This is a genomic window from Parendozoicomonas verongulae, from assembly GCF_009711465.1.
GTDB lineage: Bacteria > Pseudomonadota > Gammaproteobacteria > Pseudomonadales > Endozoicomonadaceae > Sansalvadorimonas > Sansalvadorimonas verongulae.
Genome location: NZ_SMME01000849.1, coordinates 1 through 26927, shown reverse-complemented (window position 1 = coordinate 26927; position 26927 = coordinate 1). Strand labels below are relative to the sequence as shown.

Sequence of the window (26927 nt, the reverse complement as noted above, 5' to 3'; positions counted from 1 at the left end):
ATGGATTGATGCGGTCAGGCGGCGTTCTGCAGCTCGCTTTCACTTGCCACAGGCTTCAGGGCTTTGCGCATACGCAGATCCCTTCTTATCACCAGAATCACAACCACAGCCAGAAATATATTGGAGATGGGCATGCTGATCCATACACCGGTAACTCCCAGCCAGTTAGGTAAAGTCGCCAGCAGTGGCAGCTGAACCAGCATATTGCCCATGGAGATGAATGTTGCCAGCCGTGCCAATGCCAGCGCCTGGAAGTAAGCCGCACCGACAACAATCAGGCCATCAAGGAACAGTGTGAACAGGTGCAGTCGGAAGCCGGTGGTGGTGGCTTCAATCAGAGCCTGATCTTCAGCGGCGAAGATGCCGGCAATAGTCTGGGGAAGCAGGTTAATCAGCAGCAGTGTGGCAATGCCGACACCCAGTACAACTTTCATGGCCAGCATCAGAGCCGCACGAATATTATTACTGTTACCCGCTCCCTTGTTATAACTCACCAGCGGCTGAATACCATGGCCGACACCTTCTGCAAACATGTAGTAGAAGGTTTGCACGTAACCCACAATAGAGAATGCCGCCAGCGTTACAACACCGCCATGTACGCTGAACAGACGGTTATGGATAATCAGCACAAAACTGAAATACATAAACATGATCAGGCTGGAGAATCCGGTGGCCAGCGTGTGCCATGAAAGCTTGAGGTTCAGGTTCAGCGTCTTCAGAGTGAGCTTTTCCAGAGCTCTGTTGCTGAAGAAGTAACCTGCTCCCAGAATCGTAACTACCAGCTGAGCAATCACTGTGGCAACTGCTGCACCGGCCACCTCTTGCTTCAGGTACACGACAAAAAGCCAGTCGAGGGCAATATTCAACCCGGCCCCCAGGCACATCAATTGCGTTGCAAGACGGGGCTGTTCATCGTTGCGCACCATCATGGGCAGGGCTGCGCCGGCCATGGCAGGCAGTGCGCCAAGGCTCATAAGATGAAGATAGGCAGTTCCGTGGTGCATCACTTGGTCAGAGGCTTTCTGCAGCTCCATTCCCCATACGGTAAAGTTGTACAGCACAGCTCCGAAAATGAAGCTGAATAATGGGAGCAAGACAAAAGCGTTGCCCAATATGTTTTGGGCTTTACCGTGCTTTCCGGCACCTCGGGCAATAGAGTATTGCGCCGACGCACCAATACCAATCATCAAACCAATACCGATAAGAACCCCAAAAAGAGGCCAGGCAAGGTTAATAGCGGCAAGGCCCTCTGCGCCTACGGCACGGCCAATAAAAATGCCGTCAATAACGGCATACAGGCCATTCACCACCATGCCCATAACGGCTGGTAAGGTGTAACGCCAGAACAGTTTGCTAATGGGCTGGTTGCTTATTTCACTGGTTTTGGTTGTACTTTCAGACATTTTATTCTGCTGCCAGGGTTAAAAGGCGCGTTAGTTCGTTACAATCTTTCTCACTGAGCTTGTGCCTGATCTGATCAGCAAAGCTTGCATAGAAAACATCGTCATGGCGGAGCAGCTCCTGACTTTTCTCAGTAAGAGAAATGCGGCTAGCCCGGCGATCTTCCGGGCAGGGGGAGCGCTGCACCATACCTTGTTTTTCCAGTCGCATAATCATGCTGGTGGCTGACGGCTTTTTAACCGAGAGATCTTCCGCTATCTCCGACAACCGGGGATTACCCAGTATCTGAACGGTTTTCAGGTAGTCGTATTCATTGCATGTCAGCGCCTGGGCATCCGGTGGAGAATCCATCGTGCGCCAGACTTTGGACATCCGCCGATCCATTGAGGCAAGAGCTTTTTCAAGTTTCATTGCGCCATTATAATTAGTTAGGCTAACTAATCAAATGGTGCTGTCTTTCAAAGATCTCACAAGAGTGCCAGCCTGGCAGTTAAAAGGTGGGCGTGCGGGCAAGACACCAGACATCAACCGTTTGCACTCCATGCTTTTTGAGCACTCTGCAAAGCTCCTCTGTGGTGGCACCGGTGGTCATTACGTCATCAACAACTGCAATATGGGTGAAGGGAATGGGTTTCTTAATGGCAAAAGCCCCTCTTATATTTTTTTGTCGCTGGCTGGCGGAAAGTCCTTGTTGGGGTGTACCGTGGCTGACTCGTTTTACATGGCTGTGAAGTACAGGGACACCTGTGGCTTTGGAAAGCTGTGATGCAATCACTCCTGCCTGATTGAAACCTCGTTTACGCAACTTCCACCAATGCAAAGGTACGGGAATCAAAGCCTCTGGCCATGGCGTATCACAGTAGTGATCCTGAAGACTGTTAACCAGATGAGCTGTTAACGGGCGTTCGAAAAGCAGACAGCGATTGTACTTTATCTTCTGCACCATAGTGGACACCGGAAACCGATAAATCAGTGGTGAGATACAGCTCTCAAAGTGACGGGGCGTGGTTTGGCAGCGTTTGCAGAGAATGGAATCATCTGGTTGATGAGGAGGAAAAGGCTCCCGGCATTTATCGCAGCAACTTCTCAAGGCAGGAAGGTTGATGAGACAGCTGTTGCAAATACTCTGTACTGGAGAGCAGTCATCAAGGCAGAGCAGGCACATAGCAACCCCATGCTCCCCAGCTTTCAGCATAAACATCAATATCGCCCAAAGGCTCACATAATAGTGCATTCCATAGCTTCGGCTTGATCTTTATCAAACTGAAGGCTCCCGGCTTCACGCCGGTACTTTTGGTACACTTGATCGGTGACCTTTTCACCTCTTATTTCTTCAAATTCATTGCGAGTAAATATGTAGTTTTCATCGGCCTTATCAAAAAGAGGGTCAACCGGGCCTAATAGAGCAGAAAGTAAAAGGAAAGACTCAGACACTGGAAACTGGTTCCCTTGCACCTTTTTTATCTCTTCCCTCTCGGATTGCGGATCATCTACTACATGCACTCGGGCAGCTTTTCTGTCCAGCTTATTAAGCCACTTCATACAGTCATCATCTCCTGTGCAGGCAATAATGCACAACGGGAATTTTTCAGGATTTCTCTCAGTGACACGTCGGCAAAATTCATCAGTGCCTCCAGCATCATTGGGTTCACCATCGGTGAAGAGGTAGATGACTTTTGGTGCTGGCGAGCTCTGCATAAGCGAATGCAGGATGCCATTTAACGGTGTGCTGGAATGGTCCAGCACTATTGTTTGAATGAATTGATGTATCGCATGGTATAGCTGATCAGGACGTTCATTTTGTGCGTAAGAGAATTCCACAGGGGCCGAATTGAATGTTCTCAGAGTAATTTTTCTGATTGGCAGATAAGTGAGCAGCCTTACCATATTGCCAAGTCTGAACTTGAGTTCTTCAAATCGCGTCATCTGTCTGCGGTCTGGGCCATACATACCATCGGGTGTTGCCATTGAGTAACGGTTATCAATAACAAATTCAACCTCATAGTTGCTCAGAACTCTCAATCTGTAGGCCAGCCACTGACCGCCGCCATTATCATGCAATACTTTTTGGATGCCTTGTGACTTATCGGGATCCTCTATAAAGGCATTTAACTTTTGAAGGGGGGAGGGCAACCATAAGTTAGCAGAAGCTCCAGTGTTCGTACCAGGGTACAGGGTAGATTGAGGGGAGTCCGATCCTATGGTTTGGTGGGGTTGTGAAGAAAAGAGAAGTGTAGGGTTCCAGTAATAACCACCCTTCTCTTCGTTGGCCAAAATTTTTAAAGGCAAGGTTGCACTCAAAGAGACAAGGAGCACTGCAACATAAAAAGCTGATCGGTGCATGGATCTGGTCTTCTAGGGGAGTAAGGGAGGCGGACAAGTGTAGGATATTCATCCAGCGAGCGATCTTATTTTAAGATACCTGTATAAAAAATAACCATGGGTCAACTTGTGCAACTTCTTTCAGTTGACTGGGTTCTCCCATAGGGTATTATCGCCAAAGCTTCCGATAAAAACACCCAGCCACAAGAGCCGGGATCAGAGAACGTTCAAAGACCAATCTTATGCCTGCACAGACAACAGCCGAGACAACTCCTGATATGAACCACACCCAAGGGCAAGACTCTTTGACAGGTCGTGACGCTGTGACTCGTCACAACTGGACTATCCCGGAAGTTGAAGCTCTGTTTGCCATGCCTTTCAACGACTTGATATTTCAGGCGCAAACCGTACACCGTCAGCACTTTGATCCGAACGAGGTGCAGGTGAGTACATTGCTGTCTATCAAGACCGGTGCCTGCCCGGAAGACTGCAAGTACTGCCCTCAGAGCGGCCACTACAACACTGGTTTGAAGAAAGAAAAGCTGATGGAGGTGCAGAGGGTTCTGGACAAAGCAAAGCAGGCCAAAGAATCCGGCACCACCCGCTTTTGTATGGGGGCTGCCTGGAAAAACCCGCCCGCCAAAGATTTCCCCTATGTACTGGAAATGGTGAAAGGAGTTAAAGAGCTGGGGCTGGAAACCTGCATGACCCTGGGCAAGCTCAGCCGGGAGCAAACTGAGCAACTGAAAGAGGCCGGACTGGATTACTACAACCACAACCTGGACTCTTCCAAAGAGTTTTACGACAGCATCATCACCACCCGCACTTACTCAGAGCGTTTGCAGACCCTCTCTTATGTGCGGGATTCCGGCATGAAGATTTGCAGTGGTGGCATTCTCGGCATGGGCGAAAGCGTACGCGACCGCGCTGGCCTGCTGGTGAATCTGGCGAACCTGCCTGTGCACCCGGAAAGTGTGCCCATCAATATGCTGGTTAAGGTAGATGGCACTCCGCTGGACAATGTGGACGATCTGGAGCCATTCGAATTTATCCGCTGCATTGCTGTAGCCCGGATTATGATGCCCAAATCCCACGTTCGTCTTTCTGCAGGCCGTGAAGAGATGAACGAGCAGATGCAATCCATGGCATTTCTGGCTGGTGCTAACTCCATCTTCTACGGCGAATGCCTGCTGACCACTCCCAACCCTGCAGCTCACAAAGACCGTTTGCTGTTTGAAAAGTTGGGTATTCGCCCGGAACGTCGGGTAGTGAAACAGGATGACGACCAGCAGGAAGCAGATTTGCTGGAGCAGGTTCAGAAAAAGCAGGATGAACATCTGTTCGTAGACGCTGCGGTTTAAGCCGTATGACGTTTGATTTAGACAGCGTCCTGCAGGAACGCAGGATCCAAAGCCTCTACCGCAGGCGCCGAACAGTGGATGGCCCGCAGCAACCCAACCTCGTCGTGGATGGTAAAGAGCGTCTGGCGTTCTGCAGCAATGATTACCTTGGCCTTGCCAATCATCCCGAAGTGATTCGCAGTTTTCAGAAGGCCGCAAACGAATATGGCGTGGGTGGCGGTGCCTCCCACCTGATTTCCGGTCATAGCCGGGCACATCACCGGCTTGAAGAGGAGCTGGCAGCGTTTACCGGCCGGCCCCGTGTGCTGCTGTTCTCTACGGGTTATATGGCCAATCTTGGCGTGATCAGTGCCCTGCTGGGCAAGGGTGATGCAGTTTTTCAGGATCGGTTGAACCATGCATCCCTGTTGGATGCTGGTCAGTTATCCGGTGCTCGTTTTCAGCGTTATCTCCATTGTGACCCCCAAAGCCTTGTGAAAAAGCTTGAACGCAGCGAAGGCAGGCGCAAACTGGTGGTGAGTGATGGCGTATTCAGTATGGATGGTAATATCGCCCCCTTGAAAGAACTCGCCGAAGTTGCGCACAGCCATAACGCCTGGCTGATGGTGGATGATGCCCACGGCTTTGGTTCTGTGGGACAGGGTGGTCGTGGTGTTGCTGATTTATTTGATATGGGCATGGGTGAGCTACCCATTCTTATGGGAACGCTGGGCAAAGGCTTCGGTACATCCGGTGCGTTTGTCGCTGGTAGTGAGGCGCTGATTGAAACCTTGATCCAGTTCGCCCGTTCCTACATCTACACAACGGCCATGCCACCGGCGGTGGCTGAAGCGACCCGCACCAGCCTTCGTTTGCTGCAAACAGAAGACTGGCGTCGTGAAAGACTGCAGACCTTGATTCAACAGTTTCGTTCAGGCTGCGAACAGCTTGGGCTGGAGTTAATGGATTCCCATACGCCTGTTCAGCCCATTATGGTGGGTAGTGCTGAGAAGGCATTGTCACTCAGTGAATCGCTGGAGCAGCAGGGGATTCTGGTCACAGCCATTCGCCCGCCCACTGTGCCGAAAGGTGCGTCCCGCCTGCGTGTCACTTTGAGTGCCAGTCACTCGGAAGCGCATATCGACCAACTCTTAATCGCCTTGGAAAATGCAGTAAAGGAGGGCCAGGGATGAGCCGTGTGATTTTGGTATCTGGCTGGTGTATGTCAGCCGATGTTATGAGCCCTCTGGAAGGTGCTCTGGTTGATGAAGGCTTCAGTGTTAGCAGCCTCTCCCTCGCAGATGCGGAAGGGGAAAGCTGGGACGCATTGCTGTCTGCCCTGGATCTGCAAGTGGGGGAGCAGCCTGCATTGCTGGTGGGGTGGTCTTTAGGCGGCAACCTCTGTGCCCGTTATGCCGCACAAAATCCTGACAAGGTGTCCGGCCTTGTCACCATGGGCAGCACGCCACGTTTTGTGGCTGCGGATGACTGGCCTGCGGGCAAGCATCCCGATGCGTATCAGGAATTTGCAGATGGCATAGCAGCGGATATTCAGCTGACCATGAAAGGCTTTGCGCCGATTTGTGCCCGGGGCAGTGAGAACCTGAAAGCCACTATCCGAACCTTGAGAGCGTCTGTGAAGTGGGCGATTTCTCAACCAGCAGACTGGCGAGTTTTGCTGGATCGTCTGGCAGAAGATGCCCGCCCTCAGTGGAAAGACATCACCTGCCCAGCGGTGCACCTGTTGGCAGAAAGCGACCCTCTGGCAAAAGCAGGCATTGCGGATGATCTGAAAAAACTGGCACCGGCTCACAATGTGCAGGTTCTGTCCGGAAGTCACGCTATCTTTCTGGATCATACGGAGGCTGTGGTTCACACCATAAAAACAATACTATGACGCCCATGCCTGTATCTCTTTTTCCAGAAGCACCGGATGTACTCCCAGCCCGACAGAACAAACGCCGCATAGCAGAAACCTTTGGCAAGGCTGCCAGCACCTACGATGCCGCTGCCACTCTGCAGCAGCGAGTGGCTGCCCGCGCCCGGCTTGGACTTCCAGAGCTGGGGGCTCAATCTTCCATTCTCGATATGGGATGCGGTACGGGCAATGAAACCCATGCTTTGTTGTCCCGCTATCCCAATGCTGATATTACCGGGCTCGACATTTCTCAAGGCATGCTCGACTTTGCCAGCGAAAATCCTGCACTGGCCAACTGCCACTGGGCAATTGGAGATATTGAGGAACTGCCGTTTGAGGAAGAGACGTTTGATCTGGTGTTTTCCAGCCTGGCGATTCAGTGGTGTGATTGTCTTTCCGAAGTGATGGCGCAGGTTCATCGTGTACTGAAACCCGGCGGTTGGTTTGTTTATTCCACACTGACAGAAGGCAGCCTCCATGAGCTGAGTTCGGCCTGGCAATCTGTAGACGACAAACCTCATGTGAATACCTACGAAAGTCTTGCTCGCCAAAAGCAAAGGGCAGCCGATTCTGATCTGAAAGTGGTCTCCCTGCGTCAGCAGACAGAAACCCTGTATTACCCAACTGTCACCCACCTGCTCCGGGAAATGAAAGCATTGGGAGCCAATACGGTTGTCGAAAAGCAGCAAAAAGGTCTGGCTGGGCGGAGCGTGCTGCGCAAGCTGTCTGAGGGCTATAAGCCGTTTGCCACCGAGAAAGGGCTACCGGCAAGCTATCAGGTGGTTTATGGCGTTTTACATAAAGCTGCCTATGAAAATTGAAGAGAAAAGCCGTTTTCTATGAAACAGACTGTATTTGTAACGGGTACTGATACCGACGCGGGCAAAACTGTTATCTCATGCGGATTGCTGGCGCGAGCGAGGCTGGATGGGCTGACGACAGCTGCCGCTAAACCTGTCGCCTCCGGCTGCGAGCAAACCCCGGACGGTTTGCGCAACAGCGATGCTCTGGCACTGCAGCAGGCCATCACTATGGATTTACCCTATGAACAGATCAACCCTGTTTCGCTGGAGCCAGCCATCGCTCCCCATATCGCCATGCAGGAAGCGGGTAAGCGGGTGAGTGCCGATCAGCTGGCGGGCTACTGCCGGGGTGTGATGATGAAAGGGGCGGACTTTACTCTGATAGAAGGTGCGGGCGGTTGGCGTGTGCCTTTGTCTCCACGGGAAATGTATTCCAGTGTGCCGAAAAAGCTCAATGTGCCGGTGATTCTGGTGGTGGGTATGACACTCGGCTGCATCAACCACGCAGTGCTGACTCTGGAGGCGATTTACAAAGATGGCCTCAAGCCCGTTGGCTGGGTGGCGAATCGTGCAGAGCCCGATATGAGCCGGTTTGACGAAAACCTTACAACACTCAAAGGGCTGCTGCCTGTACCATGTCTGGGAGTGGTTCCCCACTTGGAAAACCCTTCACCGGAACATGTGGCGGAACACCTCACTCTTCCTCCAACAATATAAATAAGAGGTGTAACGGCATGGGAATCTCAAACCTGTTCGCAAAAATCATCATGGCTTTCTCTGTGGTATTCCTGACGGCTTGTGCGGCCACTCAAGGCCCTGAGCCTGTTGCCATGCATTGGACGTCCAGTGGCCCTCAACAGGTCGAAGCCGCCATGGCTCTGCAGGAGCAGGGTGTAATTTCAGGCCTGAAAGTGACCCGTTCGATTCCTGCGCAAATCTCAGCCTCCGGCCCGGTGAATGTTCTCTCCTGCCTGAAAGACGGCGGGAAATGGCTGGAAGAGCATCAGGAGTGTGAGCTTATGGGGGAGAAAACCTGTACAGAACTGGGTGGAACCTTTGATAGATGTGCGTCTGCCTGCCGGAATGATAAGGATGCCATGGTCTGTATCCTGATGTGTGTGCCCCTGTGCAAGTTTGAATCCTGATCCGCTGCTTTGGGGGAGTCGTAGGAAAGCAGAGATGAGCCTTGGAAAGACGGTGGAAGGAGACGTAGTAGAGGCTTTTCTGGATAAAAAGAGGTGTTGTCAGCTCTTGACAGAGTACGTGTAGATACGTAGTTTTCAAACACCTGTTTTAATCGTCTGTTATAATTTGCTAACAGGCTGCGATAAACGGCCCAAGCCGACCAATGATAATCATAAATACCGAGGTCACAAGCTATGCCAGAATATAAGGCCCCTTTGCGTGACATCCGCTTTGTACGCGACGAACTCCTGAACTACCCCGAACACTATGCCACTCTGCCCGGAGCTGAGGACGCGACGCCGGATATGGTGGATGCGATCATCGAAGAGGGTGCCAAGTTTTGTGAACAGGTTCTGTCTCCCCTGAATCAGGTGGGTGATCAGGAAGGCTGTATCTGGTCTGAAGAGGGGGTGAAAACTCCAACTGGCTTTAAAGCTGCTTACGAGCAGTTTGTGGAAGGCGGCTGGCCTTCACTGGCTCACGAGCCAGAGTTTGGTGGTCAGGGGCTGCCTGAGTCCCTGAATCTGGTGATGAGCGAGCTGATTGGTAGTGCCAACTGGTCCTGGGGCATGTACCCCGGTCTGAGCCACGGTGCCATGAACACCCTGCACGCTCACGGCACGTCTGAGCAACAGCAAACGTACCTCACCAAGCTGGTGTCCGGTGAATGGACGGGGACGATGTGCCTGACCGAACCTCACTGTGGTACTGACCTCGGTATGCTGCGCACCAAGGCCGAGCCTCAGGCTGATGGCACTTACAAAGTGTCCGGCACCAAGATCTTTATCTCTGCCGGTGAGCACGATATGGCGGACAACATTGTTCATATCGTATTGGCCCGCCTGCCAGACGCACCTGAGGGCACCAAGGGCATCTCCCTGTTTATCGTTCCCAAGAACCTGCCAAACGAAGACGGCTCTGCCGGTGAGCGTAATGCTGTGTCCTGTGGTTCTATTGAACACAAAATGGGCATCCACGGTAACGCAACCTGTGTGATGAACTTCGACGAAGCTACGGGTTACCTGATCGGGCCTCCCAACAAGGGCCTGAACTGCATGTTCACCTTTATGAACACTGCGCGTCTGGGAACGGGGCTGCAGGGCCTGGCTCACTCTGAGATCGCTTACCAGGGCGCCCTGACTTACGCTCGCGAGCGTCTGCAGATGCGTTCCCTGACTGGCCCCAAGAACCCGGAAGGCCCTGCTGATCCCATCATCGTTCACCCTGATGTTCGCCGCATGCTGTTGACCATCAAGGCCTTCACCGAAGGTAACCGTGCGCTGGTTTACTACGCTGCCAAGCAGGTGGATATCATGCAGCACGCTGAGAGTGAAGAAGAGCGCAAGGCCGCTGACGCCATGCTGGGCTTCCTGACCCCAATCATTAAGGCATTTATCACTGAGACGGGCTTTGAAGCCGCGAATCACGGTGTTCAGTGCTACGGTGGCCATGGTTTTATCAGCGAATGGGGCATGGAGCAGAATGTCCGTGATGCCCGTATTTCCCTGCTGTATGAAGGCACCACTGGTATTCAGGCGCTCGACCTGCTGGGCCGTAAGGTTCTGATGTCCCAGGGCGAAGCGCTGAAAGGCTTTACCAAGGTTGTTCACAAGTTCTGCAAGGAACACGCGGATAACGAAGCTCTGAGTGCTTACACCTCTCAGCTAGGCGCTCTGAACAAGGAGTGGGGCGACATCACCATGAAGGTGGGTATGAAGGCGATGCAGAACCGTGAGGAAGTAGGCGCAGCTTCTGTGGATTACCTGATGTACTCCGGTTACGTGATCCTGGCTTATCTGTGGGCTGATATGGCACGTCTGGCGAATGCGAAACTGGCTGAAGGCACCACCGAAGAAGCTTTCTACACAGCTAAGGTTCAGACAGCAGACTTCTACTTCCAGAAGGTTCTGCCACGTGTTCAGATGCATAAGAGCTGTATCGAAGCAGGTGCTGATAGTCTGATGGCTATGGATGCTGCGAACTTCTAATCGCTTGATATCCACAGTCTTTTAAACGTGAAACGGGCTCAATGAGCCCGTTTCTGCGTTATGAATCTATCAGTTTACGGGGGAGAGGGATATCTTGATGGCCTCCCAGACCTCCGGGTTTTGGATACTGGACGCTCTGACGAGTGTATCAACTCTCTCAGAAACTGATCGCAAGTAGAGAGACTCCGAGAGCGGCTTGAAAGCTTCCAGCATCGGTTGCATCAGCTCAGCTATCTGTTTGCGTAGAGCTGCTTTTCTGTTCTCCAGTACCTCGCGATTTCTATGTGTTTCCTGATCCGGCAATGGCGCAGCGTCACGCTGGGTAATTTTGGCAGCTTCCATCTGCTGCTGGATGAAATTTTCTACAAGTAGAGGGGAGATCTCCAGCTTCGCACCTATTTCCCATGCCTGTTGTAAAACCCTTTTTTCCTGATCCGGGTCGTAAATGGCATCTCCCAGAGCTCTTTTGATGCAGACCATCTCAGGCATCAGGTTGAGACGCTGCTCAACAATATTGAGAAGCTTTTGGATATGAGCATCCGCATCGTTAGGGGACAGGTTGATTCTGTGGATCTCTCGTGCGGACAGGGGCGGGTGAGCCTCCGTCCGGGTGAGGGCCTCAGCAGTAAAACGCTGTCCTTGCGGTTGCTTTTGGGTGGGAACAAGCTGGATTTGTGAAGCTTGGTCGTATGAGTGTGATCCGGGCTGCCTGACTTCCATGGTGTCACCTGCCGTATTCTGTTGTGTGGCCTGCTGCAGGTGATTTCGGCTTTCTTTGCTGTATCTGTAGTGATTTATACATCCAACCACGAAATCACAGCACAGTGCAGGGGGCGTGAATCTGCTCAGCAACTGTGCGAGACTCTGCCTGCCTCAAGATAATCATAGAAAGATGTAGCCATGACTGATCTGCCGGAAGAATTAACCACTGCAGAAAAACTCAATATGGAAACGGCTCAAATCCCATGGAGTGAACTGCAACGCCTCTATGCCCGCGGTGTGGTGATGGTGGTTTCTCCAGAGCTTGATCTGGTGTCTGTCGCAGCAGCCTTTGTGGACGATAAGGCGGAGCTGGTGAAAGACTGGCTGGGAGCAACTCAGCTGCGTAAGGCTACGGATGAAGATGCAAAAGCCTGGTTTGAAGCGGAGGCGTCACTGTGGGCAGTGGCGGCTGCACCCGGGGTTTTGGTGCAGCCTTAAGGTTTGTTAGAAAGACCAGCCAAAGGCGATTTCCTGCAGGTTTACGCCATTGTTGTTAGCATGCAGGCCTGCGTTGGAGTAGTGGAATGCCCGCAGGATTACCTGAAACTGCTGATGTTTACCAAACTGGAATCCGAAGCCAATACGATCTTCAAACTGCAGACGGATACCTAAATTCACCGGCTTTTCGTTTTTGGCTTTCAAGGTGCTGCCAGATAGATAAGACAGGCCGATGCCTGCTTCTGCAAAAGGCACGACCGTACCGAACCATGGTGATTTGCGGGCTATGCGGAATACGGGGGAGAAGGCAATAGCGTTGATGTGGTCCTGCCCCTTTACACTGACTCCGGGGCCATTGGAAAGTTTGCTCTTCCAGCGGTTGATGGAGAGGTCGTAATACCCACCAATATACCAGTCCCCTTCGTTAAACCAGCGGGCATCCCAGGTTTGGAATACAGAAACACGGTAGTTATTTAAGTTTGCGTTACTGCTGAAATCATTACCGCCGGAAATAATCACACCATCAAACCACTCTGCATGGCTGGTTGCGGCAATACTTAACAGTAGGAGCAGCATAACAGCTTGCAGTTTCCGGAAGTGAAATGTGAGGTAGGTGAGCATGGCCGATATCCGTTTCAGAAAAGTCTGAAACGTTATCGGCTATGGATTTGTTCGGTTGAGTATCAGTGCGTTTCGTCAAGAATTGCGAAACTGAGTAGAGCCGCTGGCAATGAGATAACGAGCAGAATATGCAGCATAGGGTTTATCAGAATCAGTAGGGCTGCACCAATCCAAACGCTTTTTACGATGCGACGCTTGAGTTGATGACGGCGGGTAAACATACGCCTGTAGGGGTGCTTAGCTTCTGGTGTGCGATCGTGCATCCAGCTGGGCAGCAGATAGAGGTCCAGCCAGACCCGAACCATTAACCAGATAATATCCATCAGTCACTCCCTCGACGATGAACCAGACTGAACTTTTACTGTAAACACCAAGGTAGAAAATAACCAGTTTGTGGGCTTCTCGTTCAAAGTGTTGGCACAAGGGGTTAATTGAGGTAGGAAATAAATCAAACGCCCGTTTGAAGGTGAGCCAATAGCGAGTATTATACGTATCACTCTTTACAACCAATAAAGACAAAAGCATACGAGGTTGAAGATGGCTGAATACAAGGCTCCACTGCGAGATATGCAGTTTGTTCTCAATGAAGTCTTCGGTGCAGGGGATTTGTGGGCATCTCTACCGGGGCTTGCGGACGTTGTGGATCCTGAAACCGCAGACGCGATTCTCGAGGAAGGTGCCAAGCTGACCAGCCGTGAACTGGCTCCTCTGAACCGCTCTGGCGATGAAGAAGGTGCCACCTGGAAGGACGGTGAAGTCACCACTCCCGCAGGTTTCAAAGAGGCTTTCGCGACTTATGCTGAAGGCGGCTGGGTTGGCCTTGGCGGTAATCCTGAGTTCGGCGGTATGGGTATGCCGAAGATGTTGTCCGTTCTGTTTGAAGAGATGATGTACAGCGCCAATAACGCCTTCACCCTGTACCCAACCCTGTCGGCTGGTGCCTGCCTTGCCATTAACGCCCACGCCAGTGAGGAGCTGAAGAGCGCTTATCTGCCCAATATGTATGCGGGCGTCTGGTCCGGCTCCATGTGCCTGACCGAACCTCACTCTGGTACTGATCTTGGTATTATTCGCACCAAGGCCGAGCCTCAGGCTGATGGTTCTTACGCTATAACCGGTACAAAAATCTTTATTACTGGTGGTGAGCATGACCTGAACGACAACATCATTCATCTGGTTTTGGCAAAACTTCCAGATGCCCCCGCAGGCCCCCGCGGTATCTCCCTGTTCCTGGTTCCCAAGATCATGGTGAACGATGATGGTTCTCTGGGTGAAAAAAATGCTGTGTCCTGTGGTTCCATCGAGCACAAAATGGGTATTAAGGCGTCTGCGACCTGTGTGATGAACTTTGATGGTGCGAAAGGCTACCTCATAGGTGAGCGGAACAAAGGCCTTGCTGCCATGTTCACTATGATGAACTACGAGCGTCTGTCCATTGGCCTTCAGGGGCTTGGCTGCTCTGAGATGAGTTATCAGAGTGCTGTTGAGTATGCCAAGGATCGTTTACAAAGCCGTGCGGCTACTGGCCCTGCCGAGCCGGATAAGGCAGCCGACCCGATTATTGTTCATCCAGACGTGCGTCGTATGCTGATGAACATTAAGGCCACTACCGAAGCTGGTCGTGCATTCTCCACGTATGTGGGCATGCAGCTTGACCTTGCCAGGCATGCAGAAGATGCGGCTGTGAAGGCCAGGGCGGAAGGGTTGGTGGCCTTGCTTACGCCGGTTGCCAAAGCCTTCTTTACCGATATTGGATTGGAAAACTGTGTACAGGGCCAGCAGGTGTTTGGTGGCCACGGCTATATCCGCGAGTGGGGGCAGGAGCAGTTGGTGCGCGATGTGCGCATCGCCCAGATTTACGAAGGTACCAACGGCATTCAGGCCCTCGACCTGATGGGGCGTAAAACCGTTGCGAATGGGGGCAAGCTGTTTGGATTATTTGCTACAGAGATTCGTGGCTTTCTGGATTCTGAAACGACAGTGGGTCTGGAAGAGTTTACCAAGCCTCTGGGCGAAGCCTTGAACGAGCTGGAAAGCCTGACCAACGCTGTTATTGAAAGAGCCAAATCAAGCCCCAATGAAGTGGGTGCGGCCTCTGTAGAATATCTGCACACCTTTGGTTACGTAACTTACGCCTATATGTGGGCGCGCATGGCTGCGGCTGCACAGAAAGGCTCTGGAGATGAAAGCTACTATCAGGGCAAGTTGACCACTGCCCGCTACTACTTCAAACGACTGTTGCCGCGCATCGACAGCTTGAGCAAAGCAGTACGCTCCGGTGCCGAGCCACTGTTTGAACTGACAGCTGACCAGTTCTAAAAAGAAATCTGTCGTATAACTCAAAGCCCTTGAAGCTTTTGCTCTGAGGGCTTTTTTGTTAAATCCATACCATGGATGCGGCAATCATACAGACAAGATACCCCCCCAAAATTGCACCAAGCCCCCACCAGACTGCTTGTGGTGGGGCGATTATGCAGTACTACCTGACGGGCGGTCCTGTGGCAGCACTGGCAACCGTTATCCCTGTGATCAAGGGTTCTGATCTGAAAGAAGCGAATCAGTTTCAACGTCCATCCATGTTGTTTGGCATGGTATTACTGTTGGCTGTATCTCTGTTCTTCTAAGCGCTTTTGGCGAAAAAAAGGCTCCCGAGCAAATAAAGCTCTGGAGCCTTTTTCTTTTGAGTGCCGAGTTATTGTTTTCATGGTTTCTGTAGTCATGCTATCTGGTTAGCGGTTCCAGTCTATGCCTCTCACTGAGAGGAATAAACCCTTGGCCTGACTCTTACTCTCCTGAATCGGCCTCAAGCCAACGGGATAGTATTTCGCCAAGGGCATCACTTTTTACAGGTTTACTGATGTAATCATCCATACCCGCTTCAAGGCACTTCTCCCGATCACCTTCCATAGCGTTCGCTGTCATGGCAATGATTGAGTGACGCTCAGCCCCGGTTTCGTTCTCTCTTTTACGGATGGCTCTTGTGGCCTCGTAGCCGCTCATTTCTGGCATCTGGCAGTCCATAAGTACCAGTGAGTAATTCTTCCTGACAGTCATCTCAACGGCTTCAAGGCCGTTCACTGCCAGATCAACCCTGGTGATACCCAGTTTCTTGAGCATGGCTCTCGCTACTTTCTGATTCACGGGGTTGTCTTCAACAAGTAGTAAATCGTATTTGTCTTCAAATGTGGTTTTAATAACTGTCTTTTTCACAGGCACTGGCTCTGTCGCCGTGTGCTTGTTCATGACTTCCATAGTCAGGTCCAGCAGTTGGGACTGCCGGAAAGGCTTGGCAAGGCTGCCGTGGAGCATAGCCTCTTTTTGTTCTTTGGCACACAGATGACCGGCGCTGGTCAGCATAATACGACGGCAGTCGCCGAGGTCTTTGTCGTTGGCGATGGCTTTGGAAAGAGTGATACCGTCCATTTCCGGCATCTGCATATCAAGGTATACCAGTTGGAAGGGACGCCCTGCGATAACAGCGTCATGCATTTTGTCTAACGCCTGAGGGCCGCCTTCTGCCAGGGCGTGGTCGATACCCCAAGCTTCCAGATAGCGGTGCATAATCTCCCGATTGGTGGGGTTATCATCCACAACCAGAGCGTAGATATTGGAAAGATCCATGGTTTCGTAATGTTTGGGCAGGTCGGCACCATCGCTGATACCCATTTTAATCTCAAAGTAGAACTTGGAGCCTTCCCCAAGCTTACTGGAGACCTGCAGTTCGCCCCCCATGATTTCCACAAGCTGGCGAGAAATCGTTAGACCCAAGCCTGTGCCACCAAACTTCCGTGTGGTAGAACCGTCAGCCTGAGTGAACGGCTGGAAGAGGGTAGGAACCACTTCTTCAGGGATACCGATGCCTGTGTCTTCCACCTCAAAGAGAATGGTGTGCTGGTTGTTTTCTGTGCCTTTGTAGAGTGCACGCACTACAACTTCACCAGACTCCGTAAACTTCACCGCGTTGCCCAGCAGGTTGGTGAGCACCTGACGCAGGCGCACCGGATCGCCTTTCACGGCTGCGGGCATTTTTACATCGGTATAACATCCCAGTTCGATTTTCTTCTCCCGAGCGCGGCTGGCTAACAGTGCGGACACATCATCTGCCAGACTGCTGGGGCTCATATCAATCTGTTCCAGCTCCAGCTTACCGGCTTCGATCTTGGAGAAGTCGAGAATATCGTTGATGATTTGCAGCAGAGCGTCGGCAGAGCCATAAGCCGTTTCGAGGTAATCTTTCTGGCTTTTCTCCAGGCGGGTATCCCGCAGTAACTCCAGCATGCCGAGCACGCCGTTCATGGGGGTACGAATTTCGTGGCTCATGTTGGCAAGGAATGAGCTTTTAGCTTTGGCAGCATCCAGTGCAGCTTCCTTGGCAACGTTGGCTTCCTCAATGGCTTCACGAAGGTTCTCATTCGCCATGTTCAGCGCTTCGGTACGAAGCTGAACAGTATTTTCCAGCTCATCCTTGTGTTTGTTGAGCTTCTCGTCCCGACGGTGAACCAGGTCCATCATTTCGTTGAAGCGTTCGTAGAGCTGACCAATTTCATCGTCATTGGTTTTCTCCAGACGATGGGAGAACAGCTGATAGGAGGAAACCTGCCTCATGGCCTCAGCAAGTGCAGTAATGGGGTTGGATATGATGCGCTGCATGCGGTAAGCCGCCAGATAAGAGATGATAATCGCCAGAATGGTGATCATCAGGGCGGCCATGATATTCAGGGTTATCTGCTTGGAGAGTGGCTCCAGGCTGGCGCGGATAACAATAGTGCCGATGGGTTGGCCTTCAAACTCAATTGCACGGGCCACATCCAGCCAGTCGTCCGACACTTCCACTGTGCGCTTACCGGGGGGAAGAAGTAATTTTGTGAATGTCTGATTATCAGAACGGGTATAACTGGCAAGCTTTTGGCCATTGGGTAGAAGAAGGTAGGCTTCTTCAACGGAAGAGACAACATCCAGACCATGAAGTAGCTCGTTGCCGGCAGCAACATCGTGGAAGTAAACAGCCGCCTCCGATGTCATAGCGAAGACTTCAGCCAAAGTTTGAATGCGCTCCATCATTGCATCTTTCGACTTGCTATAGTCGGATACGCTGTACACAATCAGGCTCACCAGAAGACCTACCTCAGCGGTGGTCATCATGGCGTAGCGCAGCTTACGCTCGATTGAGAGCTTCGAAAAACTGAACATCACATCCCTGTGACTTTTAAAGTGACAATTACGAGAGAGTTTAGAGCAGTGCGTCAGCCACAAATGTGGCTGACGGGCAGGGTTGAGGGAATTGCAGAGGTCAGTGTGTCGAGTTACTAACGTAAAGCCAGAAGAAACTTTGCACTCTTTTCGTGTGTTGCTGTTGGATTATCCTGACCCGGACGTGTGGCTATAAGGTTGGCTGAAAGAATGCAGGTGGCCAGTAAAAGTACTCTCAACCCCTGACGACACTCACTACTCATAGAGAGCCTCTTTCCTTTGAGGTTTAGACGGCTGTTCATCCTGAATATCGCCTTTTTATTATGATTGTTAATTAAAACTCTAACTGATATTCCAACCAGTGCAAGACCTCTGCTTAATTGGTTTGTACACATTTCCTACTCTGTGTGTAGAGAAGGAAATATAACGGGTGGTGTAATGCCGGAAAGAATTTCACAAAATCAGCTGGCTCTGGAACGTTTGAGGGCCGAAGCTCGACGTCGTGCGGAAGAAGTGTCTGAGCAATCTGCCGAAGCGATTGAAAAGCAACAGCAGAAAAATGTTATCTCTGCAGGGTTTGGCGGTGAGAATACTGTGAGTTATCTAACTGGAGATGGCGATATTGTTGGGGCTACCGGCCAGGTGACACCTGTTCTTGACCGCCCTGAGGCCCAGCCTGTTGGGAAAACACAGGTATCAGAGTTTGAAGACATTGCTGCTCACAGCAGGCAGGATGTTGCAGCGGGTAAGCTCCTGTTAGTGGGGGATGAGCTTGGCAGGCAAGGGTATTTTTCTCCAGAATTACAGGCGAAGTTAGGCAACTATGCGATGCAACTGGCTCTCGCGGAAGATGTTCCTAAGGATGCTCTGGAGCGTATTACCTCTGGTACTGCCACGCTAGAGCAGGTTATTGCAGGAACTGCAGACCAATCCGAAGTGGGGCAGGTGTTAGCAGCCTTGAGCCCACTGCTCAGTCATAAAGCAGATGAAATCAGCCAAGGTGCGGATATCGTGGTTCAACAACAAAAGGATGCCCTCGCGGAAACCATACGCATTCCAAGAAATATCTAACATGCTGGTGGGATAAAAACGCAGCAATTTCGTACAATGCTGCGTTTTCTTTTGTCCATCTGGCTCCCTCCATGTCTGAAGCCCTTTCTCCGATAGAACACCTGAATGAACATCTGCATAAAACCGCCTTAGGTCACGACGCTGAGCGCCTGCTCCATGGGCGGGGTGGACTGCTGGCCGGATGTGAGCAAATCACGGTGGACTGGTATCCCCCGGTTCTTCTGTTCACAGCATTTAAGGAGATTGATCTGTCTTTTCAGGAGCAGGTTGTTGCCCTTTTGGGGGAGCTGTGGCGTGGGCTGTGGAATCAGTCTGGCGAGATGAACCTTGTATTTCAGCAGCGCGGGCAGGGTATTTCCAAGGTAGAACTGATATCCGGTAATGTGCCTGCACACCATGTGGTAACGGAAGATGGCCGCAAAACCGTTGTTCATCTTATGCGTGGGCAAAATCATGGTTTGTTCCTGGATATGCGTAATGGCCGCCGATGGACTCAGGAGCACGCCTCAGGACGAAAGGTTCTTAACCTGTTTTCCTACACCTGTGCTTTCTCCGTTGCGGCTATGAAAGGTGGAGCATCGGAAGTGGTAAATATTGATATGAGCAAAGGTGCTCTGGCTATTGGTCGGGAGAATCACCGGCTTAATGATGTTCACAGCGGGGTGCGGCTTCTGGGGCACGACATTTTTAAATCCTGGGGCAAGCTGCGTAAGCTGGGGCCTTATGATCTGATTATTGCTGACCCGCCCAGTAACCAGAAGGGCAGCTTTGTTGCGACAAAGGATTACGCCCGCCTGCTCCGAAAAATCCCTGAACTGGTAAGCGAGGATGGCGATGTACTGCTGTGCCTGAACGCACCGCAGTTACCACGAAAATTTTTGATGGACCAGGTGGAAGAGGAATGCCCCGGGCTGGTTTACGTTAAGCAAATTGCCAACCCGGACGTTTTTAAAGATGTGGATGCTGACAGTGCGTTGAAAGTGCTGCATTACCGCAAGGCCTGATCTCAGAAGCTCCAATCCCACACGCTGTTGCGACAGGGTGTGGGCAATAGGCTTTCGTCATAGTCAGCTGTTCCATTGCCTGTTACAGCACATCTGAAGCGGAGTCCTCCATCAGTATCCACTTTCACTTGCAGAGCAACGTAGATATCCCCGTCATTCGCAATCCTGAGCTGGTCGCCAGCGCTATCGGACATTAACTCGATATACATAGAGTTGGCCATGCACCCTACGTCAGAGCAAGTGGGGTGAGGACGAATCTTTACACCACTGAAAAGATCAGATTCGTGCCCAAAGAATTCCTGAAACGTGGCTTGGGTACCCAGGGAGGAACCATTAACCTGGCCAAGGGTTGCGGGTAACTCACCAAACGTACCGAAGTACTCCGTGATGCCGCTTTTATGGTTCGCCAGCAGACTGAAATCCTCAATCACCTTGGCGCGCATAGTGTAATCTTGGTAGGCAGGTATGGCTACGGCAGCAAGAATACCAATAATGGCTACCACAATCATCAATTCAATGAGGGTAAAAGCCTTCTGATAAAAACGTTTTTGCATATTAATTTTCCTTTTTATTTCTGTGGGAGCTGTCCATAGCTTTCAGTATTCAGTTATCCAAAAAAGTTTAGACGAAGGTTCAGACGTAACGGCTCTACAGGATAAACACCACAATCCTCAATTTACGGCTAGAAAACGGGTTCGCTGCAAGCCCAGCCAGTGTCGTGAAATTAAAAGAGCTCAGCACACTGAAGGTTCTTCGCTACCAGAAGGGTTAAGATTGTGTCCCCCTCCTGTTGAAGATGGTTGGATAAAATATTCGATTCAGTTTTTTAACTCCAGATCATAAACATCAAAATCACAGTGATCATATTCCTTGTAGCTTATGCAGTTGTAATAATAATTAAGAAGAGGGAGGTTTAGAGAACCGTCTTGGTAATCAAAACTCACTGAATCTGTTGGACGATGATACTGAATATTCCAGATGGAAATACTTCTCCATTGACCTTTTCTCTTAAACAGCAGTGATCCGGATGCGTGCTCTCCTGACTCAATTATTGCTGTCTGATCGTGCTCAAGCGGGTGGTGAACGATATAGATTTGCGCACACAATAAGGGGCAGATAATAAATAAAGAAAAGGCATAAAAGCGCATCGCAGTGAGCTCATTCAAAGATTGAATAGCTGCTATATGGCAGCTGTAGATGTGTGCTTATGTGTCTGGGTATTTGTACTTATAGACTCAAAATTCCCCATTACCAGCTATAACTACGCAATATGGTAAGTCTGTTCCTGTCGTGTTATTTCTATTAGTTCAAGGAACAGACGAAAACTGCGAGGACCACCATGAAAATAGTGATCCCTGAGGAAGTTGTGCCTCAGGAACAGCGGGTCGCTGCAAGCCCAGCCAGTGTCGTGAAATTAAAGGAGCTGGGATTTGATGTGTGCGTACAGGCCGGTGCCGGCCAGCAGGCAAGTTTCACGGATCAGCTCTATCAGGAAGCGGGTGCCGAGATAGTTGGAGACACCACAGAACTTTACGCCAACGCTGATTGTGTTCTAAAGGTGAACGGGCCGACAGCTGAGGAAGTCGAGCTGTTAAAAGAAGGCTCGATACTTATCGGCTTCCTCTGGCCTGCACAAAACCCGGAGCTGTTGCAGAAGCTGGCGGAAAAAAAGATCAACGTGCTGGCCATGGACTCCGTGCCCCGCATCTCCCGCGCCCAGAAGATGGATGCCCTCAGCACCATGGCCAATATAGGCGGTTACCGTGCTGTCGTTGAAGCTGCACATCAGTTTGGCCGTTTTCTCACCGGGCAAATCACCGCTGCCGGTAAAGTGCCTCCCGCTAAAGTGCTGGTTATTGGTGCAGGTGTGGCAGGCCTTGCGGCGATTGGTACCGCGAAAAGTATGGGAGCCATAGTTCGCGCTTTTGATACCCGTATGGAGGTGAAAGAGCAGGTCGAATCCATGGGTGGTGAGTTCCTCACCGTGGATATTACCGAAGATGGGGCAGGTAGCGGCGGCTACGCCAAGGAGATGTCCAAGGAGTTTATTGAGGCGGAAATGGCGTTATTCAGGGAACAGGCCAAAGAGGTGGATATTGTTATCACCACCGCGCTGATTCCCGGCAAGCCCGCTCCCAAGCTCTGGCAGGCGGATGCTGTAAGAAATATGAAAGAAGGCTCTGTGGTTGTAGATATGGCAGCAGAGCAGGGCGGAAACTGCGAGCTGACTGTGCCCGGTGAGCTGGCGGTAAAAGAAGGTGTGACGATTATCGGTTACACCAATCTGCCGGCACGTCTGCCCGGCCAGGCTTCCACCCTTTATGCCCAGAACCTCGTTCACCTGCTGGCGGAAATGACCCCCGAAAAAAATGGTCAGCCTGAGATTGATATGGAGAACGAGGCCATTCGTGGTGCCACAGTTACCAAAGATGGCGAAATCACCTGGCCACCACCGGCACCCAAGCTCAGCGTAGCCAAACCGGAGCAACCCAAAACTGCAACACCTCCGCCCGCTCCCAAGGAAGAGAAAAAGCCCAGAGGTGTGGGAGCCATTGTCGGTTTCTGGATTGTCGCAGGTATTCTTCTTTATGGGTTGGGTAAATACTCGCCGCCTTCGTTCCTGTCTCACTTTATGGTGTTTGTACTGGCCGTGTTTGTGGGCTGGCAGGTGATCTGGAATGTTTCTCACTCACTCCATACACCACTGATGAGTGTGACGAATGCGATATCGGGCATTGTTATTGTGGGTGCGCTTTTGCAGATAAGCAGCGGCTCGTTGCTGATATCCGTGCTTGCTTTTGTTTCCATTCTTCTTTCCAGCATCAATATTGTCGGGGGCTTTATGGTCACCCGCCGTATGCTGGCCATGTTTCGTCGGTAAGGGAGAGCAGATATGGATGGTGTCATTTATATGGCCTACCTGCTGGCCGCAGTTCTTTTTATCCTCAGCCTGAAAGGGTTGAGTAATCACGAATCCGCAAAGCTTGGCAATTACTACGGTATGGCTGGTATGGCGATAGCTGTACTGGCGACAATTTCCAGTGATGCAGTAACCGCCTACGTCATGCTGATTATTGCTGTGGGAGTGGGGAGTTATATCGGTGTTCAAAAGGCCAAGTCTGTTGAGATGACAGAGATGCCCCAGCTGGTGGCACTGCTTCACAGCTTTGTGGGCATGGCTGCGATTCTGATCAGCTGGGCCGGTTATATCAGCCCCGCAGCCCATGAACTCACGGGTGCGGAACAAACCATTCACCTGGTGGAGATTTATCTAGGCATTTTTATTGGTGCGGTGACCTTTACTGGCTCTTTGATTGCCTGGGGTAAGTTAAATGGAAAAATTTCCGGTAAGCCTTTAACCCTGCCGTTTCGCCATGGTCTGAATGCTGGTGCGATCATTATCAGTCTGTGGATGATGACCTACTTCGCATCCAACCCCCACACTGGGCTTTCCACGTTCATGCTGCTGGTGATGACTGTGATTGCACTGGCCCTTGGCCTGCATCTGGTGGCAGCGATTGGTGGTGCGGATATGCCGGTGGTTGTCTCGATGCTCAACAGTTACTCCGGGTGGGCTGCGGCTGCTACAGGCTTTATGCTGGGTAACGATTTGCTGATTGTTGTGGGGGCGCTGGTGGGTTCGTCCGGTGCCATTCTCAGCTACATCATGTGTCGGGGGATGAATCGCTCGTTTATCTCGGTGATTATGGGAGGCTTTGGTACCGATGGCTCCTCTGGAGGTAGCGCAGATGCCGGAGAACAGGGTGACGCTGTGGAAGCCTCGGCAGACGATGTAGCTGATGAGTTAAGCAATGCCAAGAGTGTGATCATTGTTCCCGGCTTTGGCATGGCAGTAGCCAAGGCACAGCAGGTTGTGAAGGAGATGACCGAGAATCTGCAAAAGAAAGGCTGTAATGTCCGGTTTGGTATTCATCCGGTTGCAGGCAGACTGCCGGGGCACATGAACGTGCTGCTGGCCGAGGCGGATGTACCCTACGATATTGTTTTGGAAATGGATGAAATTAACGACGATTTTCCCGAAACAGATATGGTGCTGGTGATTGGTGCAAACGATACCGTGAACCCCGATGCAATGGAGCGCCCCGATTCACCTATCGCAGGTATGCCTGTACTGAAAGTGTGGGAGGCGAAACAGGTGATTGTTCTCAAGCGCTCCCTCGCTTCCGGCTACGCTGGCGTGGAGAACCCTCTGTTCTTCAAAGATAACACTCGTATGTTGTTTGGGGATGCTAAGGAAAGCATCCAGAGTGTGCTGAAGAGCTTGTAAGTTAAAATGTTGGGCCGGTGCTGTTTGGCACGGGCCCCGTTTTCGACAGGCCTCCACCTCACCTTTTTTGACGCTCAAAACTGCCGTGTGAGCCTTATCTTCTCAACTTCACTCAGAAAACCCTACACTGGGTTTGTGGATGCACCAAATCTGCCGACATGCTGTTATGTGACGGTTCCCATAACCTCGTAATAATATGACCATTTGAGGAGCGGTAAGGCATATTTGGGGGAATCATAAAACAGAACCCTGACACGCTTTATGAGTGGCAAAGAAAAATGATAAAACCTCTACTGATGAAAATAACCCCGCTAACGGCAGTGCTGCTTTCAAGTGTTGCCATGGGGCATGGCTGGACAGACTTCCCCAAAGCAAGACAAACCCTGTGCGCTGATGATGGTGGCTACTGGAGTTCTACCGATGGCTCCACTGTTCCCAATGCCGCCTGCCGTGCGGCTTTTCTTGAATCAGGTACTTACCCTTTTGTGCAAAAGAGTGAGTTTTCTGCCAACGTAACGGACTATCGCAATCAAAATGCCATTCGTTCTACCGTAGCTGGTGGCAACCTGTGCAGTGCAGGCTCTGTTGCGAAGGCAGGCATGGACATTCCTTCCCCTGCCTGGCAAAAAACACAGCTGTCGGCAGGCACTCATAAATTGCGCTTCCGAGCAACGGCACCTCACAATCCCAGCTTCTGGAACATTTACCTGACCCATCCAGGCTTTGACTCTTCTTCTCAGCGGTTGTACTGGACTGATCTTGAGTTGATTAACAGCTACGGCAATATTGCCGTATCCAATGGCTATTACGAAATGGACATCACCATACCGGAAGGTCGCAGCGGCTCGGGTATACTCTATGTACACTGGCAGCGGGAGGATGCAGCGGGAGAGGGCTTCTACAACTGTTCGGACATTGCCTTCAGTAACAGTAACACCTCTGAGTCAACACCATCAACTCCCGATACAGGGCCTGCTTTGGTCAACATAGGCACTTACGTGAACGTTGGGCACGATATTGCCGAAGTGGGGGATCTGGTGCGGTTCCGCCTGTTTGACGGTTCGGGAAAAGAGGTTGTTGATGAGCGAATAGAGGTTACAAACAAAAATCAAGCAATAGGTGGCTGGGCAGAAGAACTGGCGATGAAAGTGAATGACCGAAACCAGGATAAGGCTTTCATTGGTATCTGGCACGAATCTATGAATCACCTGATGTACGATAACTACAACCTCTTCAGCAACCGTGTGTGGGCAGTTGATACAGCCTATACATCATCTACCTCAGTGATTAAGGCATCCGATGCCCCTCTTCCTCCACCTGCATCGGATTATGAATATCAGTACCCGGAGGGGCGAGGAGAGTATCAGGCAGGAACGGTTGTGCTGGGAACGGATGACAACGTGTATGAGTGCAGGCCATTCCCTAACTCAGGTTGGTGTAACCAGTCACCTCTCTATTATGCGCCAGGCACTGGGTTGGCTTGGGAGGATGCGTGGATTCGGCGGTGATGCCTGAATCTGGAATCAGGAGAGCTATAATTCCTTGGGCACAATAAAAAAGCCGGAGTGAGAAATTACTCCGGCTCAAGAGATACATTAAGCTTCATGCTCAAAGCGGTAGCCATGTTGGCAATTTTGCGGAGGGTGAGATTATTACTTCCATCCAGCAGTTTGCTGACATGGGCTTTACTGACACCCATGCGGCGGGCCAGCTCGGCCTTGGTGACACCTTGCTGATTCATGTTTTCCCAGAATTGCTCGGTAACCTCCAGGATAAGGGTTTCTTCATCCAGTAGTGCTTTATTCTCGGTGGACTCTGCCACCCATGCATCAAGAATGCTCATCCTCACCACCTTTATTTTTGCGCTTCATACTGTGTGCGGCTGGCTTGCATACGCCTTAAGTAAAATGACACTGACTTAAGCCTCTTTCCCTTGGTATTTCTTGAGTGACCGGGTGTGCTGCAATTTGGGGAAAGCTTTTGGTCGCCTCTTCACTGCACGAGGTTCAGATCTCCCCGGTCGGTTTCCAACCTGATGTTCAGCCATGATATTCAGCATGGCTGCGATAACACCGGTCAGGTGATCACCACTCAAAAGTAGACTGTGGAAGTTTTGCAGGGTTTGTTGTGTTGCTCTAAAGCTGATTTTCTGGGGTGTTTGCTCTGTCATCTGTGCCGTTCGAGTTATTAATCCAGCTCCACTTTACTTGGAATTTTGGGTGTTGCCTTTGTCTGGTGTTACAAGACGGAGGGAGTGGATGAATGCGGAAAAGCCCATACACACCAAAAAGCATGGCCGAAAAGCAAAGAGTCTTTTTAGAGCGGGGCTGGACAAGCTTCAACAAGTTCTTGGGCATATCCATGAATGGCTTGATGAGTTAGCTCGGCTGGTTGACCTTCTCTTCGAGCCCAGACTGACGCTGGGCTCGTGAAAAATTGACGTGTATAAGAAGGTATTTGGTTCAGATATAACAAAGGCCCCTTAAGAGGCCTTTGGGTTAGCTATGACGGCTTGTATCGCAGCAGTGCCAATGATTACTTCTGCTCCTTAGAAGCAATACTGGTAAATATATAGATGAGTGGACGTTGTTCTGTT

Annotated in this window: 28 protein-coding genes; 16 read left to right on the top strand and 12 right to left on the bottom strand. The window is 51.1% G+C overall.

The genetic code is table 11. The annotated features are described in order from the left end of the window. Window positions 1–14: 14 nt before the first annotated feature. The 4 genes from E1189_RS14750 to E1189_RS14735 form a co-directional block, all read right to left on the bottom strand. Window positions 15–1403 carry an MATE family efflux transporter gene (locus E1189_RS14750; protein WP_155161095.1) on the bottom strand — a complete coding sequence of 463 codons (1389 nt, stop codon included), beginning with the start codon at window positions 1401–1403 and terminating at the stop codon, window positions 15–17. Between the two features lies 1 nt (window position 1404). Then, window positions 1405–1773, bottom strand: a complete 369-nt coding sequence (locus E1189_RS14745) for a MarR family winged helix-turn-helix transcriptional regulator (protein WP_196221450.1) — start codon at window positions 1771–1773, stop codon at window positions 1405–1407. Window positions 1774–1891: 118 nt separating this feature from the next. Next, window positions 1892–2347 (bottom strand): ComF family protein, encoded by a 456-nt coding sequence (locus tag E1189_RS23955; protein ID WP_196221449.1) that lies wholly within the window; start codon window positions 2345–2347, stop codon window positions 1892–1894. 272 nt (window positions 2348–2619) lie between these two features. After that, entirely contained in the window at window positions 2620–3744 is a 1125-nt protein-coding gene (locus E1189_RS14735) for a vWA domain-containing protein (RefSeq protein ID WP_155161092.1), read from the bottom strand. Window positions 3745–4001: 257 nt separating this feature from the next. Here E1189_RS14735 and bioB point away from each other — a divergent pair, with 257 nt between their 5' ends. From bioB to E1189_RS14700, 7 genes are all read left to right on the top strand, one after another. Continuing rightward, window positions 4002–5084: a biotin synthase BioB gene (bioB, locus tag E1189_RS14730; protein WP_155161111.1), complete on the top strand. Its 1083-nt coding sequence runs from the start codon at window positions 4002–4004 to the stop codon at window positions 5082–5084. A 5-nt stretch (window positions 5085–5089) separates the two neighbouring features. Then, window positions 5090–6256 (top strand): 8-amino-7-oxononanoate synthase, encoded by a 1167-nt coding sequence (gene bioF / locus E1189_RS14725; RefSeq protein ID WP_155161091.1) that lies wholly within the window; start codon window positions 5090–5092, stop codon window positions 6254–6256. Next, the gene (locus E1189_RS14720) at window positions 6253–6960 is read left to right on the top strand and encodes an alpha/beta fold hydrolase (protein ID WP_155161090.1); all 708 of its coding nucleotides are present in this window, start codon (window positions 6253–6255) and stop codon (window positions 6958–6960) included. The genes bioF and E1189_RS14720 overlap by 4 nt, the downstream gene beginning before the upstream one ends. Window positions 6961–6965: 5 nt before the next feature. Continuing rightward, window positions 6966–7802 carry a malonyl-ACP O-methyltransferase BioC gene (gene bioC, locus E1189_RS14715; protein ID WP_196221448.1) on the top strand — a complete coding sequence of 279 codons (837 nt, stop codon included), beginning with the start codon at window positions 6966–6968 and terminating at the stop codon, window positions 7800–7802. 18 nt (window positions 7803–7820) lie between these two features. Next, entirely contained in the window at window positions 7821–8501 is a 681-nt protein-coding gene (gene bioD / locus E1189_RS14710) for a dethiobiotin synthase (RefSeq protein ID WP_155161088.1), read from the top strand. Window positions 8502–8518: 17 nt separating this feature from the next. Further along, window positions 8519–8929 carry a hypothetical protein gene (locus tag E1189_RS14705; protein ID WP_155161087.1) on the top strand — a complete coding sequence of 137 codons (411 nt, stop codon included), beginning with the start codon at window positions 8519–8521 and terminating at the stop codon, window positions 8927–8929. 234 nt (window positions 8930–9163) lie between these two features. Beyond that, complete coding sequence (locus tag E1189_RS14700; RefSeq protein WP_155161086.1) at window positions 9164–10957, top strand: phenylacyl-CoA dehydrogenase; 1794 nt, start codon at window positions 9164–9166, stop codon at window positions 10955–10957. Window positions 10958–11026: 69 nt separating this feature from the next. On the opposite strand, the gene E1189_RS14695 is transcribed toward E1189_RS14700, so the two are convergent. Beyond that, window positions 11027–11677: a chorismate mutase gene (locus E1189_RS14695; RefSeq protein WP_155161085.1), complete on the bottom strand. Its 651-nt coding sequence runs from the start codon at window positions 11675–11677 to the stop codon at window positions 11027–11029. 180 nt (window positions 11678–11857) lie between these two features. Here E1189_RS14695 and E1189_RS14690 point away from each other — a divergent pair, with 180 nt between their 5' ends. Further along, window positions 11858–12157, top strand: coding sequence for a DUF2288 domain-containing protein (locus E1189_RS14690; protein ID WP_155161084.1), 300 nt, complete (start codon window positions 11858–11860; stop codon window positions 12155–12157). 6 nt (window positions 12158–12163) lie between these two features. Here E1189_RS14690 and E1189_RS14685 read toward each other — a convergent pair whose 3' ends face one another. Both E1189_RS14685 and E1189_RS14680 read right to left on the bottom strand, forming a co-directional pair. Beyond that, window positions 12164–12778 carry an acyloxyacyl hydrolase gene (locus tag E1189_RS14685; protein ID WP_155161083.1) on the bottom strand — a complete coding sequence of 205 codons (615 nt, stop codon included), beginning with the start codon at window positions 12776–12778 and terminating at the stop codon, window positions 12164–12166. A gap of 62 nt (window positions 12779–12840) precedes the next feature. Then, entirely contained in the window at window positions 12841–13101 is a 261-nt protein-coding gene (locus E1189_RS14680; RefSeq protein WP_155161082.1) for a hypothetical protein, read from the bottom strand. Between the two features lie 214 nt (window positions 13102–13315). Here E1189_RS14680 and E1189_RS14675 point away from each other — a divergent pair, with 214 nt between their 5' ends. After that, a complete protein-coding gene (locus tag E1189_RS14675; protein WP_155161081.1) occupies window positions 13316–15097 on the top strand; it encodes an acyl-CoA dehydrogenase C-terminal domain-containing protein in 1782 nt (593 codons plus the stop codon). 152 nt (window positions 15098–15249) lie between these two features. Then, the gene (locus E1189_RS14670) at window positions 15250–15402 is read left to right on the top strand and encodes a hypothetical protein (protein ID WP_230460414.1); all 153 of its coding nucleotides are present in this window, start codon (window positions 15250–15252) and stop codon (window positions 15400–15402) included. A gap of 160 nt (window positions 15403–15562) precedes the next feature. On the opposite strand, the gene E1189_RS14665 is transcribed toward E1189_RS14670, so the two are convergent. After that, window positions 15563–17968, bottom strand: coding sequence for a response regulator (locus E1189_RS14665; RefSeq protein ID WP_155161080.1), 2406 nt, complete (start codon window positions 17966–17968; stop codon window positions 15563–15565). A gap of 116 nt (window positions 17969–18084) precedes the next feature. Next, the gene (locus E1189_RS14660; RefSeq protein ID WP_155161079.1) at window positions 18085–18231 is read right to left on the bottom strand and encodes a hypothetical protein; all 147 of its coding nucleotides are present in this window, start codon (window positions 18229–18231) and stop codon (window positions 18085–18087) included. 175 nt (window positions 18232–18406) lie between these two features. Between E1189_RS14660 and E1189_RS14655 the strand changes: the two genes are divergently transcribed. Beyond that, complete coding sequence (locus E1189_RS14655) at window positions 18407–19039, top strand: hypothetical protein (protein WP_155161078.1); 633 nt, start codon at window positions 18407–18409, stop codon at window positions 19037–19039. Window positions 19040–19110: 71 nt separating this feature from the next. Then, window positions 19111–20043: a class I SAM-dependent methyltransferase gene (locus E1189_RS14650; protein WP_155161077.1), complete on the top strand. Its 933-nt coding sequence runs from the start codon at window positions 19111–19113 to the stop codon at window positions 20041–20043. A 2-nt stretch (window positions 20044–20045) separates the two neighbouring features. Here the strand turns inward: E1189_RS14650 and E1189_RS25935 are convergent, their stop codons facing one another. Further along, window positions 20046–20597 carry a pilin gene (locus E1189_RS25935; protein ID WP_155161076.1) on the bottom strand — a complete coding sequence of 184 codons (552 nt, stop codon included), beginning with the start codon at window positions 20595–20597 and terminating at the stop codon, window positions 20046–20048. A 264-nt stretch (window positions 20598–20861) separates the two neighbouring features. Next, window positions 20862–21191: a hypothetical protein gene (locus E1189_RS14640; protein WP_230460413.1), complete on the bottom strand. Its 330-nt coding sequence runs from the start codon at window positions 21189–21191 to the stop codon at window positions 20862–20864. Between the two features lie 191 nt (window positions 21192–21382). Here E1189_RS14640 and E1189_RS14635 point away from each other — a divergent pair, with 191 nt between their 5' ends. The 3 genes from E1189_RS14635 to E1189_RS14625 all read left to right on the top strand — a co-directional run bounded on the left by E1189_RS14635 (window position 21383) and on the right by E1189_RS14625 (window position 25839). Beyond that, window positions 21383–22924: a Re/Si-specific NAD(P)(+) transhydrogenase subunit alpha gene (locus tag E1189_RS14635; protein WP_155161074.1), complete on the top strand. Its 1542-nt coding sequence runs from the start codon at window positions 21383–21385 to the stop codon at window positions 22922–22924. A gap of 12 nt (window positions 22925–22936) precedes the next feature. Continuing rightward, window positions 22937–24331 (top strand): Re/Si-specific NAD(P)(+) transhydrogenase subunit beta, encoded by a 1395-nt coding sequence (gene pntB / locus E1189_RS14630; RefSeq protein ID WP_155161073.1) that lies wholly within the window; start codon window positions 22937–22939, stop codon window positions 24329–24331. Between the two features lie 278 nt (window positions 24332–24609). Next, entirely contained in the window at window positions 24610–25839 is a 1230-nt protein-coding gene (locus E1189_RS14625; protein WP_155161072.1) for a lytic polysaccharide monooxygenase, read from the top strand. Between the two features lie 65 nt (window positions 25840–25904). On the opposite strand, the gene E1189_RS14620 is transcribed toward E1189_RS14625, so the two are convergent. Then, complete coding sequence (locus E1189_RS14620; RefSeq protein ID WP_155161071.1) at window positions 25905–26174, bottom strand: helix-turn-helix domain-containing protein; 270 nt, start codon at window positions 26172–26174, stop codon at window positions 25905–25907. A 415-nt stretch (window positions 26175–26589) separates the two neighbouring features. On the opposite strand from E1189_RS14620, the gene E1189_RS14610 reads away from it, so the two are divergent. Continuing rightward, entirely contained in the window at window positions 26590–26763 is a 174-nt protein-coding gene (locus E1189_RS14610; RefSeq protein ID WP_155161069.1) for a hypothetical protein, read from the top strand. The last annotated feature ends 164 nt before the right edge of the window (window positions 26764–26927 follow it).

Excerpts from the sequence above, each read along its gene's own strand:
- E1189_RS14750 (WP_155161095.1), bottom strand. The coding sequence starts at position 1,403 with ATGTCTGAAAGTACAACCAAAACCAGTGAAATAAGCAACCAGCCCATT.
- E1189_RS14745 (WP_196221450.1), bottom strand. The coding sequence starts at position 1,773 with ATGTCCAAAGTCTGGCGCACGATGGATTCTCCACCGGATGCCCAGGCG.
- E1189_RS23955 (WP_196221449.1), bottom strand. The coding sequence starts at position 2,347 with ATGGTGCAGAAGATAAAGTACAATCGCTGTCTGCTTTTCGAACGCCCG.
- E1189_RS14735 (WP_155161092.1), bottom strand. The coding sequence starts at position 3,744 with ATGCACCGATCAGCTTTTTATGTTGCAGTGCTCCTTGTCTCTTTGAGT.
- bioB (WP_155161111.1), top strand. The coding sequence starts at position 4,002 with ATGAACCACACCCAAGGGCAAGACTCTTTGACAGGTCGTGACGCTGTG.
- bioF (WP_155161091.1), top strand. The coding sequence starts at position 5,090 with ATGACGTTTGATTTAGACAGCGTCCTGCAGGAACGCAGGATCCAAAGC.
- E1189_RS14720 (WP_155161090.1), top strand. The coding sequence starts at position 6,253 with ATGAGCCGTGTGATTTTGGTATCTGGCTGGTGTATGTCAGCCGATGTT.
- bioC (WP_196221448.1), top strand. The coding sequence starts at position 6,966 with ATGCCTGTATCTCTTTTTCCAGAAGCACCGGATGTACTCCCAGCCCGA.
- bioD (WP_155161088.1), top strand. The coding sequence starts at position 7,821 with ATGAAACAGACTGTATTTGTAACGGGTACTGATACCGACGCGGGCAAA.
- E1189_RS14705 (WP_155161087.1), top strand. The coding sequence starts at position 8,519 with ATGGGAATCTCAAACCTGTTCGCAAAAATCATCATGGCTTTCTCTGTG.
- E1189_RS14700 (WP_155161086.1), top strand. The coding sequence starts at position 9,164 with ATGCCAGAATATAAGGCCCCTTTGCGTGACATCCGCTTTGTACGCGAC.
- E1189_RS14695 (WP_155161085.1), bottom strand. The coding sequence starts at position 11,677 with ATGGAAGTCAGGCAGCCCGGATCACACTCATACGACCAAGCTTCACAA.
- E1189_RS14690 (WP_155161084.1), top strand. The coding sequence starts at position 11,858 with ATGACTGATCTGCCGGAAGAATTAACCACTGCAGAAAAACTCAATATG.
- E1189_RS14685 (WP_155161083.1), bottom strand. The coding sequence starts at position 12,778 with ATGCTCACCTACCTCACATTTCACTTCCGGAAACTGCAAGCTGTTATG.
- E1189_RS14680 (WP_155161082.1), bottom strand. The coding sequence starts at position 13,101 with ATGGATATTATCTGGTTAATGGTTCGGGTCTGGCTGGACCTCTATCTG.
- E1189_RS14675 (WP_155161081.1), top strand. The coding sequence starts at position 13,316 with ATGGCTGAATACAAGGCTCCACTGCGAGATATGCAGTTTGTTCTCAAT.
- E1189_RS14670 (WP_230460414.1), top strand. The coding sequence starts at position 15,250 with ATGCAGTACTACCTGACGGGCGGTCCTGTGGCAGCACTGGCAACCGTT.
- E1189_RS14665 (WP_155161080.1), bottom strand. The coding sequence starts at position 17,968 with ATGTTCAGTTTTTCGAAGCTCTCAATCGAGCGTAAGCTGCGCTACGCC.
- E1189_RS14660 (WP_155161079.1), bottom strand. The coding sequence starts at position 18,231 with ATGAGTAGTGAGTGTCGTCAGGGGTTGAGAGTACTTTTACTGGCCACC.
- E1189_RS14655 (WP_155161078.1), top strand. The coding sequence starts at position 18,407 with ATGCCGGAAAGAATTTCACAAAATCAGCTGGCTCTGGAACGTTTGAGG.
- E1189_RS14650 (WP_155161077.1), top strand. The coding sequence starts at position 19,111 with ATGTCTGAAGCCCTTTCTCCGATAGAACACCTGAATGAACATCTGCAT.
- E1189_RS25935 (WP_155161076.1), bottom strand. The coding sequence starts at position 20,597 with ATGCAAAAACGTTTTTATCAGAAGGCTTTTACCCTCATTGAATTGATG.
- E1189_RS14640 (WP_230460413.1), bottom strand. The coding sequence starts at position 21,191 with ATGCGCTTTTATGCCTTTTCTTTATTTATTATCTGCCCCTTATTGTGT.
- E1189_RS14635 (WP_155161074.1), top strand. The coding sequence starts at position 21,383 with ATGAAAATAGTGATCCCTGAGGAAGTTGTGCCTCAGGAACAGCGGGTC.
- pntB (WP_155161073.1), top strand. The coding sequence starts at position 22,937 with ATGGATGGTGTCATTTATATGGCCTACCTGCTGGCCGCAGTTCTTTTT.
- E1189_RS14625 (WP_155161072.1), top strand. The coding sequence starts at position 24,610 with ATGATAAAACCTCTACTGATGAAAATAACCCCGCTAACGGCAGTGCTG.
- E1189_RS14620 (WP_155161071.1), bottom strand. The coding sequence starts at position 26,174 with ATGAGCATTCTTGATGCATGGGTGGCAGAGTCCACCGAGAATAAAGCA.
- E1189_RS14610 (WP_155161069.1), top strand. The coding sequence starts at position 26,590 with ATGAATGCGGAAAAGCCCATACACACCAAAAAGCATGGCCGAAAAGCA.